This window comes from Halobellus salinus, assembly GCF_014646875.1.
In the GTDB taxonomy this organism is placed as follows: Archaea; Halobacteriota; Halobacteria; order Halobacteriales; family Haloferacaceae; genus Haloquadratum; species Haloquadratum salinum.
This window is the reverse complement of sequence record NZ_BMOC01000014.1, coordinates 1-13,021: the sequence shown is the minus strand read 5'-3', so window position 1 is coordinate 13,021 and position 13,021 is coordinate 1. Positions and strand designations below refer to the sequence as shown.

The 13,021-nt window shown below is 67.6% G+C and carries 11 protein-coding genes and 1 pseudogene; 8 read left to right on the top strand and 4 right to left on the bottom strand.

Features of this window, described 5'->3' with window-relative positions; all coding sequences use genetic code 11:
• Positions 1-58 precede the first annotated feature (58 nt).
• Positions 59-811, top strand: a complete 753-nt coding sequence (locus tag IEX72_RS10885) for an acetoacetate decarboxylase family protein (RefSeq protein WP_188787417.1) — start codon at positions 59-61, stop codon at positions 809-811.
• 23 nt (positions 812-834) lie between these two features.
• On the opposite strand, the gene coaBC is transcribed toward IEX72_RS10885, so the two are convergent.
• Positions 835-2,007 carry a bifunctional phosphopantothenoylcysteine decarboxylase/phosphopantothenate--cysteine ligase CoaBC gene (gene coaBC / locus IEX72_RS10880; RefSeq protein WP_188787416.1) on the bottom strand — a complete coding sequence of 391 codons (1,173 nt, stop codon included), beginning with the start codon at positions 2,005-2,007 and terminating at the stop codon, positions 835-837.
• Between the two features lie 83 nt (positions 2,008-2,090).
• Positions 2,091-3,137 carry a DNA-methyltransferase gene (locus IEX72_RS10875; protein ID WP_188787415.1) on the bottom strand — a complete coding sequence of 349 codons (1,047 nt, stop codon included), beginning with the start codon at positions 3,135-3,137 and terminating at the stop codon, positions 2,091-2,093.
• A gap of 232 nt (positions 3,138-3,369) precedes the next feature.
• Here IEX72_RS10875 and IEX72_RS10870 point away from each other — a divergent pair, with 232 nt between their 5' ends.
• A complete protein-coding gene (locus IEX72_RS10870; protein ID WP_229663819.1) occupies positions 3,370-4,353 on the top strand; it encodes a C-terminal binding protein in 984 nt (327 codons plus the stop codon).
• Positions 4,354-4,403: 50 nt separating this feature from the next.
• Positions 4,404-5,567 carry a pyridoxal phosphate-dependent aminotransferase gene (locus IEX72_RS10865; RefSeq protein WP_188787414.1) on the top strand — a complete coding sequence of 388 codons (1,164 nt, stop codon included), beginning with the start codon at positions 4,404-4,406 and terminating at the stop codon, positions 5,565-5,567.
• A gap of 1 nt (position 5,568) precedes the next feature.
• Here IEX72_RS10865 and IEX72_RS10860 read toward each other — a convergent pair whose 3' ends face one another.
• Positions 5,569-6,690 carry an ABC transporter ATP-binding protein gene (locus tag IEX72_RS10860; protein ID WP_188787413.1) on the bottom strand — a complete coding sequence of 374 codons (1,122 nt, stop codon included), beginning with the start codon at positions 6,688-6,690 and terminating at the stop codon, positions 5,569-5,571.
• 78 nt (positions 6,691-6,768) lie between these two features.
• Positions 6,769-7,419 carry a helix-turn-helix domain-containing protein gene (locus IEX72_RS10855; RefSeq protein ID WP_188787412.1) on the bottom strand — a complete coding sequence of 217 codons (651 nt, stop codon included), beginning with the start codon at positions 7,417-7,419 and terminating at the stop codon, positions 6,769-6,771.
• Positions 7,420-7,521: 102 nt separating this feature from the next.
• Between IEX72_RS10855 and hutU the strand changes: the two genes are divergently transcribed.
• The 5 genes and pseudogenes from hutU to IEX72_RS15570 form a co-directional block, all read left to right on the top strand.
• Positions 7,522-9,285, top strand: coding sequence for a urocanate hydratase (gene hutU / locus IEX72_RS10850; protein ID WP_188787411.1), 1,764 nt, complete (start codon positions 7,522-7,524; stop codon positions 9,283-9,285).
• Between the two features lie 66 nt (positions 9,286-9,351).
• Positions 9,352-10,572 (top strand): imidazolonepropionase, encoded by a 1,221-nt coding sequence (hutI, locus tag IEX72_RS10845; protein ID WP_188787410.1) that lies wholly within the window; start codon positions 9,352-9,354, stop codon positions 10,570-10,572.
• Entirely contained in the window at positions 10,562-12,136 is a 1,575-nt protein-coding gene (hutH, locus tag IEX72_RS10840) for a histidine ammonia-lyase (RefSeq protein ID WP_188787409.1), read from the top strand. The genes hutI and hutH overlap by 11 nt, the downstream gene beginning before the upstream one ends.
• Before the next feature lie 128 nt (positions 12,137-12,264).
• Positions 12,265-12,840: an iron-containing alcohol dehydrogenase gene (locus IEX72_RS10835; protein WP_188787408.1), complete on the top strand. Its 576-nt coding sequence runs from the start codon at positions 12,265-12,267 to the stop codon at positions 12,838-12,840.
• 72 nt (positions 12,841-12,912) lie between these two features.
• Positions 12,913-13,021: pseudogene (locus IEX72_RS15570) on the top strand (transposase); the annotation flags it as partial.

Genomic DNA, 13,021 nt, shown 5'->3' with positions numbered 1-13,021 from the left:
CGGTGATGTCCGCCCCGGCAGCCGACAGGGCCATGCATCTGGACCCCGATGTACCGGTGTGAGCGAGGGCGTTACACGGCTTCCCACCGACGGCGACGCGGTCACCCTCTCCACCGGGCAGACACTCGAGCCCCCGGTATCGATGGATAGCTCGATCACCGCGGTCGTTCTCCCCGCCGACCGGCGGGCTGCGGCGGAGCTGCTCCCCGACGGGCTGTCGCCGATCCGCGCGGGCCGCGCCACCGCCGCGGTCTGGCTGCTGAGCGCCACCCACCGGAACGTCGGCGGCGGCGCGTTGGATGACTACCACGAGTTCGCGGTGATGGTGAGCGCGACGCCCGGCGCGCCCGATGGCGTCCCGTACGTGTCGCCTGCGCTCCGGACCGAAACCTACGTGTGGTCGATGCCCGTCACGACCGAGCCCGCCCGCGCGTTCGGCGAGGAGATCTGGGGGTATCCGAAGGTCGTCGCCGACATCAGTATCGAAGAAGGACCCGGGCGTCGGCGGACGACCGTCACCGTCGACGGCGACCGCCTGCTCACGGTTGCGATACGGAAGCCACCGACCGTCTCCCGTAGCGACACGCTGACCACGTACGCGGTCCGAGACGGGCAGCTTCTCCGGGTTCGGGCCGACGTCACGGGCAAGTTGGGCGTGTGGCCGTACACGACGGGCCTCTCGTACTCGCTGGGCGAGCACCCCCGAGCCGCGACGCTTCGGGACCTCGACCTCGGCGACCGGGCGTTCGCGCGGTTCCACAGCGACGCTCGGCTCCGGTTCCGGGCCGGACAGCCGATCGACGGCGGGTGACCTCGACGCCCCCGGGAGCGCGTTCAGCCCAGTTCGACAGCGAGCCGCGCCGCGACCTCGCCGCCGAGTGCGGTCTTCGACCCCGAGAACGCCGCGGCGTCGTCGGCGTCGACGAACAGGGTTCGGGTGTCGTCGTCGCCCATCACCGACGCGTCATTGGCAACGACGAACGCGCAGTCGATCCGGTCCCGGAGGCCGCGGGCGGCGTCGATCATCGCGTCGTCATCGCCGGTGGTCTCGGTCTTGAACCCCACGATGGCGAGGTCGGGGTGGGCCGCGCGCACGTCGTCCAACAGCTTCGGCGTCGGGTCGAACTCGAGGCTCCGCGGCTCCCCGGACCGGAGTTTCTGGGCGGCGGCCGCAACGGTGTAGTCGGAGATCGCCGCCGCCGACACCAAGGCGTCGGCCGCGGCGGCGCCGGTTCCGTCACCGATCGCGGCCAAGACGGCGTCGTGCATCTCGGCGGCGGACTCCACGGTGACGGTGTCGGCGTAGTGGACGTCGCCGCCGTCGTGGACCAGCGTGACATCCGCGCCACGGATGTGGCACGCGCGGGCGACCGCGCGGCCGGTCTTCCCGGAGGCTCGATTCGTGAGGATCCGGACGGGGTCGACCGCTTCGGCGGTCGCACCCGCGGTCACGACGACGTGTTTCCCGACGAGGGTGTCGTCGGTGGCCCCCCGCCCGACCGCGGTCACGACCGCCGGTTCAGCCGCGATCTTGGCTTTACCCTCCTCGAGCCGGGGGTCGACGACGTCGACGCCCCACGACTCGACCCGGTCGAGCGCGTCGAGCACCCCCGGGTGGTCGTACATCGGCTCGTGCATCGCGGGCACGACAACGACCGGCACCCCCGCTCCGAGGGCGGTTGTCGCACACGTCGTCACGGGTGTGTCGTCGACCGCGCTCGCGACCTTCCCGACGGTGTTCGCGGTCGCGGGCGCGAGCAGGAGCACGTCCGCCCACCCCTCGCGGCCACAGAGTTCGACGTGTTCGACGCGGCCCGTGATCTCGGTCACCACGTCGTTCTCTGTCGCGAACTCGACGGCCCACGGGTGGATGATCCCCCGTGCGCTGTCGGTCATCACCCCGCGGACCGCAGCGCCCTGCCGCCGGAGTTCGTGGGCGAGTTCGACCACCTTCACGGCGGCGATGCTCCCCGAGATCCCGAGCGCGACGTTGACGCCCTCCAACATCGGCCGAACGTTCGGGTCGGGTGTTCAAAACTCCACGTGGTTCGGTCGCACGACGCCCGCCACCCGACGCCGACTCCGGGGCCTCACTCCGAACCGACGGGCGTGTGGACCGCCCGGTACCCCTCGTCGGTGGCGTCGACCGACTCGATCGCGTAGAGTTGGATCGGCACCTCCTGTTTTGTGGTCACCGGGAAGTCGTAGCTGTCGGCGTCGTAGCCGACGGTTGCCCCTGATTCGCGCCGCTCCTCGACGAACGCCCGGTGGTCGTCCAGACGTGACTTGACCACGCGTCGCGACAGCCGAGGGGCCGTCTCTACCCGCTCGTCGAACACCTCGGCGAACTCGGGGTCGCGTTCCACCCCGATTGAGTCGCGGCCGGCGACAAGCGCCGCGAGCGATGTCGTGCCGGTGCCCCAAAACGGATCGAGGACGGTGTCGCCGTAGACGCTGTACATACAGATCAGGCGGTACGGGATCTCGAACGGGTACGCGGCGGCCCGGTCCCGGAGGCCGTCGTGGTCGAGGTCCTGTTTCGTCCCGCCGACGTCGGTCCAGACGTCGGAGAACCACCGGTTCCGTTCCTCCCAGAAGTACGCCGCGTTGTACCGTCGGTCCGCGTTCGGATCGAACGACCGCGAGTCGGAGCCGTTCCGGAACACCAGGATGTACTCGTGTTCGAGCGTGACGTACGCGTTCGGCGGTGCCATCCCCGACCCCATAAACTTCGCCGCGGCATTGCCCGGCTTCCGCCAGAGCACCTCCGGAAGCGGGTCGAACCCCAGTGTCTCAAACGCCTCGACGATCCGGGCGTGGTTCTGATAGATCCGAAAACTCCCGTCGACGGTTCGGGTCGCGTCCCCGACGTTCACGCACGCGAGCCCCCCATCGACGAGGACGCGTTCGACCTCCGCCCAGATGTCCTCGAGGACTTTGTGCATCAACTCGAACGCCGTCGCGCCGTCGCCGGCCGCCAGGGCGTCGTCGACCGCGGGGTTGAGGTCGGCGAAGACATCGTCCCACAGTTCGATCATCGGGTACGGCGGCGACGTCACCACGAGTTCGACGGCGTTGTCGTCGATCCCGTCGAGGTCGCGGGCGTCGCCGGTCGCGACCCGGTGTCGGGTCTCCATTGTCCGCCAACACGAGCGCCCATCGTTTAGTTCGCCCGCCGGCGAAGTCACGGAACAGTGGGGGTTCGAGCCGGGTGCGGCGGTCGGGTCGTCGCCGGCGGTGGTCGGAGAGACGGTCCCCGTCGCGAGCACGGACGGCGCGGTGTCCGCGCTCGCGGAGGGGGAAACGCGACCCGCAGCCGCCGCCACACGGAGGGGCAATATACAATACGGTCGGCCGTCCCCTTCCGGTATGAGTGACGCGATCCGGGCGGTGATGCTCGATCCCGACTGGTTCGGGGACGTCGCCGCCGAGCGGGACCACTTCCGGGACCTTCTCGACGACGTTGTGGTTGAGGGGATCAACTGTGACGAGGCCGAGATCCCCGAGCGGGTCGGGGAGGCCGACCTGCTGCTCTCACATTACACCGGCGTCTCCGCCGACGTGATGGACGCGACCGGGTGTCAGGTCGTGAGCCGCTACGCGACCGGGATCGACGGCATCGATGTCGAGGCGGCAACCGACCGGGGCGTCCGCGTGACGCGGGTCCCCACGTACTGCAACGACGAGGTGGGGACCCACATCGTCTCGCTGGCGATGGCGCTGGTCCGCGGGCTGCCGATGTACGACGCTGCCGCCGAGGACGGGACCTGGGAGTGGGACCGCGCGGCGCCGATCAGGCCGCCGGAACGCCAGACGTTCGGGTTCCTCGCGTTCGGTAACAAGGCTCAAGCCGCCGCGGAACGCGCCAGCGCGCTCGGGTTCGACGTGGTCGCTCACGACCCCTACCTGAGCGACGACCAGCTGGACGCGCTGGGCGCCACACCGGTCGACTTCGGGGAGCTACTCGACAGCGCCGACGTGCTCTCGCTGAATACGCCACTCACCGAGGAGACCGAGGGTATGATCGACGCCGACGCCCTCGCCCGACTCCGCGACGACGCCGTCCTGATCAACACCTCGCGCGGGCGTGTCGTCGACGAGACGGCACTGGTCGACGCGCTCAACGCCGGCGAACTCCGTGGCGCGGGGCTGGACGTGCTCGCGCAGGAACCGCCCGAACCCGACAACCCGCTGCTCGGCCGCGACGACGTCATCGTTACGCCACACGCCGCGTGGTACTCGACCGGCTCGGCGGCGACGCTCCGCCGCCGGGGGACCGAGATCGCGGTCGCCGCCCTCCGCGGCGAGGAGGTCGACGGCCTGGTCAACCCCGGCGCGCTGGGGAACGCGTAGCCACCATACGGAGGCGATAGCGTTTACTCGGTGGTATCAGTACGTGGCGTATGCCGTACTCCTTCGAGTGTACCGACCGGATGGCACGGATGCCACAGTCGGGGATCCGCGAGATATTCGACGCTGCCCAAGACTACGACGACCTCGCCGACCTGAGCATCGGCGAACCGGACTTCGCGACGCCCGAACCAATCGCTGCGGCGGTGGCCGACGCCGTCGGTGCCGGCGCTAGCGGGTACACACAGACCGCCGGACGATCGGACCTCCGGGCGGCGATCGCGGAGAAACTCGCGGACGCAAACGGCATCCACGCCGACCCCGAAACTGAGGTGATCGTCACGCCCGGAGCGATGGGCGCGCTGTTCGCTGCGACGCAGGTTGTGGCCGACGCCGGCGACGAGGTGTTGCTTCCCGAGCCCTACTGGTCGAACTACCACGGGCACGTCGCCAACACCGGTGCGGACCTGGTCACTGTCCCGACGGCCGCCGCGGACGACTTCGTCCCCGACCCCGAGGCCATCGCCCGGCGGATTACCGACGACACCGCTGGAGTGATCCTGAACACGCCGAACAACCCGACCGGCGCCGTCGTGCCTCCCTCGACACTCCGGGCGATCGGGGAGGTGCTCGAAGCACACGACCTCTGGGCGATTCTCGACGAAACCTACGAGGATCTGGTCTACAACGGCGCGGTCCACCACTCACTCGCCAGCGACGACGCGTTCTTCGAGCGGTCGATCACGGTCCACACCTTCTCGAAATCCTACGCCATGACGGGGTGGCGGATCGGGTACGCGACCGGCCCCGCCGACGTGATCGAACAGATGCGTGTGCTCCAGGAGCACACCGTCTCGTGTGCCGCCGAACCCGCACAGGTCGCCGCAGTGGCGGCGCTTGATCACCCGGAGGTCGCATCGGCGATCCACGAGGCGTTCGCCCGTCGCCGGGAGCTCATCCTCGACCGGCTGGCCGACATCCCGGATGTCGACCCGGGCGCTCCCCAGGGCGCGTTCTACGTGTTCGCGGACGTCTCAGCCCTCACGGACGACACCACCGAGTTCACGAAACACCTGCTTTCCGACGGGGTGGCGGCGGTCCCGGGATCGGTGTTCGGGGCGGCGGGCGAGGGGTTCGTCCGGTTCTCGTACGCCAACGACGAGACGGTGATCCGAACGGCGATGGACCGGTTCGAGCGGGCGGTCGAAACGCGGTGACTCACTGGTCGTAGACGAACGTGTCGGCGGCGTCCCACCCGGCGGTGACCGCGTCGCCGCGGTCGAAGACCGTCTCGGGGTCGGGATCCTGGTGGGTCACGTCGATCACGGTGTCCAGCGAGGGGACCGAAACCGTGTACTGGGTTTGGTCCCCCTCGAACGCCACCTGTTTGACGGTCGCGTCGTAGGCGTTGTCCGCGTCCACGCTGTTGTGATCGAGCGCGATCTTCTCGGCCCGCAGCGCGATCCGGACGCCGTCGCCGGGAGTAAGCCCGCCGTCGGTCTCGACCGCGACCCCGTCGTCGCCGACAGCGACAGTGGCCCGCCCGCCGTCCACCCGGTCGACGGTCCCGTCGAGCATCGTCGTGTCACCGATGAACTCCGCGACGAACGGCGTCGCCGGCTCCGCGTAGATCTCCTTCGCCGGCGCGAGCTGTTCGAGCGCGCCGTCGTTGATCACGGCGATCCGGTCGGCCATAGACAGCGCTTCGGTCTGGTTGTGGGTGACGTGGACGATGGTCAGGTCAGTCTCCGCGTGGATCCGCGTGAGCTCACTCCGCATCTCCTCGCGGAGCTTCTTGTCGAGTGAACTCAGCGGCTCGTCCAGCAGCAACAGCGTGGGTTCGTAGACGATCGCCCGCGCGAAGGCCACGCGCTGCTGTTGGCCGCCCGAGAGGTCCCCTACCGGCTTGTGCTTGTAATCGACGGGAAGCTGCACCAGTTCGAGCACCTCCTCGATCCGCCCGTCGATATCCTCGGGGGCCTCCCGACGCATCTTTAGCGGGAAGGCGATGTTCTCTTTGACACTCATGTGCGGGAACAGCGCAAGGCTCTGAAACACGAGCCCGATGTTCCGCTCGTTCGGCGGTTCGTCGGAGACCGGCCGGTTGTCGATGTAGATCTCGCCGTCCGAGGGGCGCTCGAACCCGGCGATCATGTGCAACAGGGTCGTTTTCCCCGCACCGCTCGGACCCAGAATCGTCAGAAACTCCCCGTCTCGGACCGGGATCGACACGTCGTTGACTGCCACGAGCGAGCCGTACCGCTTCGTGACACGGTCGATCTCGACCACAGGCTCCTCCTCCGCGTCGGGGTCGCGCTCCGGTATCTGCTTTGGCGCCATTCTATGCTGTGCCGTACTCGCCCACACAAAAATAGATACACCCCTCCGAACGGCGGCTGCAGCGAACGGGACCCGACCTCAGGTGGTGATATACTCGGTGATGTTCTTCACCAGCTTGTTCTCCGCCCGACGGAGGTGTTCCTCGAAGGTGCGCCGGGAGATGTTCAGTTGCTCGGCGACGTCGGCGGTGGTGGTCTCCCGCGGGATCTCGTAGTAGCCCTCGTCGATGGCGGTGAAGATCGCTTGCGTCTGTCCATCCGAGAGGTTCGGTAGCGCGGAGTCCAACATCAGAAGCGGCATGTCCGGCACGACGGACTCGATCTCGTGTTTCGACTCCACGTCGACGTAGTGGTCCCGGTTGATGGCTTGGTAGACCGCGGTTAGCTCCGCTTCGGTCAGCGAGACAACACGGGTCAGGAGGGTCCCGTGGTCGTACGTCAGCGGCGGTAGCGACAGGCAGTTGTTCTCCTGGAGGTACTCCTCGAGGAGGTCATCACAGGAGTCCAACAGACAGCTATCGGTGATGAGTACAACCTCCTGGTCTTTGTGCACGATGTCTTTGACACCGACCTCGTCAGAAACCTCCGCCAGCGACGGCTCCAGATCCGTCCCCGTCAGATGCAACAGATCGCAGTAGCGGTTGCACCACAGCTCAACCTGTGCGTCGTTCTCTCTGGTGATCGCGGCGTAGGGGCTGTCGTGATCTATTCTGAGCGTTGCCTCGTACATGTGGTATCGTTACTCGTGGTGTAATTGCCGTTCCACGACTTAAATTAACCCCCATATGACGGCTCGTATTTGATTGCTGTGTTGATACTACTTCGAGTTTGTATGTCCGAACAACAGCAACGCGGCGCGCCCAGCGAGCGCTGGCGTGAACTCCAGGGCGCCCCGACCGGAACCGACCTCAATACGAACGGATGGCGCCAGGAGGCCGCCCTCAGGCTCCTGAACAACAATCTCGACCCGGAGGTCGGGGAAGACCCCGAGAACCTGGTCGTCTACGGTGGCACGGGGCGAGCCGCGCGTAGTTGGGACGCTTACGACGCGATCATGGATGAGCTCGAAGCGTTGGCCGACGACGAGACGTTGCTCGTCCAGAGCGGAAAACCGGTCGGGCGCTTCCGGACTCGGGAAGCCGCTCCTCGCGTTCTCATCGCCAACTCCAATCTCGTCGGGAGCTGGGACAACTGGGACCATTTCCACGAACTCGAAGCCCAGGGGCTGATGATGTACGGCCAGATGACCGCGGGGTCGTGGGCGTACATCGGGACGCAGGGCATTATCCAGGGCACCTACGAGACGCTCGCGGAGTGTGGCGACCAACATTTCGGCGGCGACCTCGAAGGCCGGATCGTCCTCACTGCCGGCCTCGGAGGCATGGGCGGCGCGCAACCGCTCGCAGTCACGATGAACAAGGGGGTCTGCATCGCGGCCGACATCGACGCCGACCGGATCCAGCGGCGGATCGACACGGGCTACTGTCAGGAGATGACCGACGACCTCGATGAGGCGATCGCGGCGGCTAGGGAGGCCGCGGCGAACGGCGAGGCGTACAGCATCGGTGTCCACATGAACGCCGCGGAGGCGTACGAGCAGCTGCTTGAGCGGGATTTCGTCCCCGATGTGGTAACCGACCAGACCTCTGCTCACGACCCGTTAGAGGGGTATTATCCGGCCGGCTACACCGTTGAGGCGGCCGACGCGCTCCGTGAGCGCGACTCCGACGCGTACCGCGAGGCGAGCATCGACACGATGGAGCGACACCTCGACGCCATCCTGGAGATGCAGGAGCGAGGGGCGATCGCCTTCGAGTACGGCAACAACATCCGCGGGCAAGTCAAAGAGCACCGCGACCGCGACGACGCGTTCGACTTCCCCGGCTTCGTTCCGGCGTACGTCCGCCCGATGTTCTGCCGGGGGCAGGGCCCCTTCCGGTGGCTTGCGCTGTCGGGCGAGGAGGCCGACATCCACCGCACCGACGAAGCCGTCAAGCAACTGTTCCCACAAAAGGAGCGTCTGGTCCGCTGGATCGAACTCGCAAACGAGCAGATCGAGTTCCAGGGGCTCCCCTCCCGGGTCTGCTGGCTCGGCTATGAGACCACGCCGGCCGACGACACCCCGCTGTCCGATCTGGCCGCGGTCGATCCCGGGGACGAACTCACCGAGCGAGCCCAGTTTGCGCTTCGCATCAACGAACTCGTCGCCGAGGGCGAGATCGCGGCCCCGATCGTCGTCACGCGCGATCACCTCGACGCGGGCAGCGTTGCCAGCCCCAACCGCGAGACCGAGGCCATGAAGGACGGCACCGACGCGGTCGCGGACTGGCCGATCCTGAACGCGCTCCTGAACTGTGCTGCCGGCGCCGACATCGTCTCCGTCCACGACGGCGGGGGCGTCGGGATCGGAAACTCCCTGCACACGAATAACCACGTCGTGCTTGACGGCACCGACCGCGCCGCCGAGACTGCGAAGCGGGTGTTTACGACCGATCCAGGGATGGGCGTGATCCGTCACGCCGACGCCGGCTACCGGGACGCAATCGACGAAGCCGAGCGGTCGGACGTGGCTATCCCGACGCGAGACCGACCGTGACGCTTTCACGACCCAAGAGTCCGCATCGGCCGGCGACAACCGATCCGGCGCTCCGCGGAGGTCGGGATGACTGAGTATACCCTCGTTCACGACGCCGCACAGCTCGTTCGGAACGGGGATAACGGGCTTGACACCGTGTCGGGCGCCGCTGTCGCCGTCGAAGACGGTCACGTCGTGGCGGCCGGCCCGACCGACGAGGTGGTCCGGGCGTACCCCGGAGAAAACGCCGTGGTCGCCGTGGATGCGGGGGGAAAAACCGTGCTTCCGGGCTTCGTCGATCCCCATACCCACGCCGTCTTCGCCGGCGACCGGGCCGACGAGTTCACCGACAAGCTCCGCGGGAAGACCTACCAGGAGATCGCAGCGGCGGGCGGCGGCATCCTCCGGACCGTCCGGGCTGTCCGGGAGGCCACCCGGGAGACGCTGGTCGAGAACCTGCTTTCGCAGTTAGATGGGATGCTCGCTCACGGGACCACGACCGCGGAGGTCAAATCCGGATACGGCTTGCGCCCCGACACCGAGACGAAGCTGTTGGAAGCGATCCGGGAGGCCGACGACCGGCACCCGATCGACCTTGTCCCGACGTTTATGGGCGCACACGCTGTCCCCGACGACTGGTCGACCGACGACTACGTCGACCACGTGATCGAAGACCAGCTTCCGGTCGTCGCTGACCGCGGACTGGCGGAGTTCTGCGACGTCTTCTGTGAGGCTGGGATTTTTTCGGTGGAGCAGTCCCGCCGCATTCTGACCGCCGGCCGGGACTATGGGTTGACGCCGAAGGTCCACGCCGAGGAGTTCGAGCGAATCGGTGGGGCGGAACTCGCCGCTGAACTGGGCGCAGCGAGCGCTGACCACCTCTTGGAAGCGACCGCGGCGGACGCCCAGGCGCTGGCGAGGGCCGACGTGGTACCCGTTCTACTCCCGGGGACGGCCTTCGCGCTGGCTGCCGACTACGCCGACCCCGACCAGTTCGCGGCCGCGGGTGCGGAAGTCGCGATCGCGACGGACTTCAACCCCAACTGCTTCTCACAGAGCATGGAGTTCGCTGTCGACCTTGCGTGTCACGGGATGCGGATGGAGCCGGGATCGGCCATCCGAGCGGCAACGGTCGGTGCCGCCGCCGCCATCACCCGTCGTGACGGCCTCGGACGGCTCCGCGAGGGTCACCCCGGTGATCTCGTGATCGCCGACGTCCCAGACTGTGAGCATCTCCCGTATAACTTCGGCGTCAGTACGGTCGAAACCGTTCTCAAAGCGGGGGAGGTGGTCTACGATGCCCGGTGAGGTCCGCGCCGACGGCGAGTCGCTCACCCCGGCAGACGTTGAGGCGGTCGCACGCGAGGGTGCCACCGTCGCCATCCCCGAGGACGCACGCGTTCGCGTCCGAAACTCGAGAGCACGGGTCGAAGACGTTGTCGACTCCGGCGAGGCGGTCTACGGCGTCAACACCGGGTTCGGCGAACTCGTCCGCGAGCGGATCTCTCAGACCGACATCGGGGAGCTCCAGCGGAACCTGCTCCGGAGCCACGCCGCCGGCACCGGAGCGGAACTGCCGACCGAAGCGGTGCGTGCGATGCTTCTCACCCGACTCAACGCCCTCCTCAAGGGATACTCGGGGATCCGAGAGCGCGCGATCGGCCTGCTGGTTGCGATGCTCAACGAACGGGTCCACCCCATAGTGCCCGAGAAAGGGAGCCTCGGCGCGAGTGGCGACCTTGCGCCGCTGGCGCACCTCGCGTTGGTTGCCATCGGCGAGGGCGCGGCACGCGTTGACGGTGACCGTCTGCCCGGCGACGCAGCCCTTGCCCGCCGCGATCTCGACCCCATCGACCTGCGCGCTAAGGAGGGACTCGCGCTTATCAACGGCACACAGTTGACTGTCGGACTCGGGGCGCTCGTCGTCCGGGACGCCGAGCGCGCGGTGCGCGCCGCCGACATCGCCGGGTCGCTGACGACTGAGGTGACGATGGGGACGATCGCCGCCGCCCACCCGCGGATCAACGACGTACGACCGCACGAGGGCCACGGCGTGTCCGCCCGGAACGTCCGCGTTCTCACTGCCGATTCAGGGATCGTCGAATCCCACCGGAACTGCGACCGGATCCAGGACGCGTACTCCGTTAGGTGTCTTCCGCAGGTTCACGGTGCTGTCCGCGACGCGGTATCACACCTCCGGTCGGTGGTCGAGACGGAACTCAACAGCGCGACTGATAACCCACTGGTGTTCGACGCCGCGTCGGTCGACGACCGTGCCAGCGGGACCGACACCGCCGCGGTCCTCTCGGGCGGGAACTTCCACGGCGAACCGCTCGCGCTCCCGCTGGATTACGTCACGAGTGCGCTCGCGGAACTCGGTGCCATCGCCGAGCGCCGCGTTGACAGGATGCTCAACCCCGAAATCCAGGAGGACCACCTCCCGCCGTTTCTGACGGAGGGCAGCGGGCTCAAATCGGGGTACATGATCGCCCAGTACACCGCGGCCGATCTCGTCAGTTCGACCCGGAACCTGGGTCGCCCCTCGACGGACAACGTCCCCGTCAGCGGCAACCAGGAGGACCACGTGAGTATGAGCGCCCAGAGCGCCCTCCTCGCTCGGGACGCCGTCGGCAACGTCCTCCACGTCGTCGCGACCGAGCTGGTGTGTGCGACACAGGCGCTGGATTTCGTGGCCGACGACCTCGACCCCGGCGACGGAACCGGTGCCGCGGCCCGGCTGGTGCGCGAGCACGTTCCGCACCTCGACGCTGATCGGCCGGTCGGCGACGACGTTGAGACCGCTCGTGACCTCGTCACCGACGACGCGCTCTTCGAGCGGGTCGAAAGCGCCGTCGACGGCGACCTGCAGTAGTCCGTGTCACAACCCGGCGTCCCCGACCGGCGCTCCCGCGGCGTCTCCGCCCCGGTGTTTGATATCATCCCGTATCCGACACGTGGTATGCGACGACAGACCAACCCCGACGCGGTGGGGTGCCTCCTGTGACCCGCATCTTCCGCGCGCCGAGCACGTACGTCCAGGGCCGAAACGCGGTCGAGGCCATCAGCGAACACGCGCCGACAGACGGGTCCCGCGCCGTGGTCGTCGCTGATCCAGTAGTCCGCGGGATCGTCGGCGATTCGATCGCATCGGGGCTTGCGGCCGCCGGGCTGACCGTCGACGCGGTCACCTTCGACGGGCCGTGTACCCGGGCCGAGATCGACCGTGTCGCCGGCGTGACTGCGGGGGCCGACCTCGTTGTCGGCGCGGGCGGCGGGCGGGCCCTTGACACGGCAAAGGCTGTCAGTGCCCGGTTGGACACACGGCTGGTGACCGTCCCCACCATCGCCTCGACCGACGCGCCGACTAGCAGCCTCTCGGTCATCTACACCGACGACGGGGAGTTCGATACACTCCGGTTCCACGGCGTCCATCCGGATCTGGTGCTCGTCGACACCGCCGTTGTCGCAGCCGCACCCGTTCGCTTCTTCAGCGTTTTGGAGGTGGAGCCTCCGGCCTCAACGAGCGACCGAAGCGTAGCAAAGGGAGTGAGTAGGCCGGAGAGGAAACCGACATAGTACGACACAACCGGCATACTCCGACCGACTGACTCCCGAATGTATAAGTACCGTCAGGTACTCCCTGAAGTTATGGATGTGCGTCGAACTGCCGTCGTGAAACTCGACCTTTCTGACGGGCAACGTGATGCACTCCACCGAACTGCCGAGCAATACCTGTATTGCGCGAACCGAACCGCCG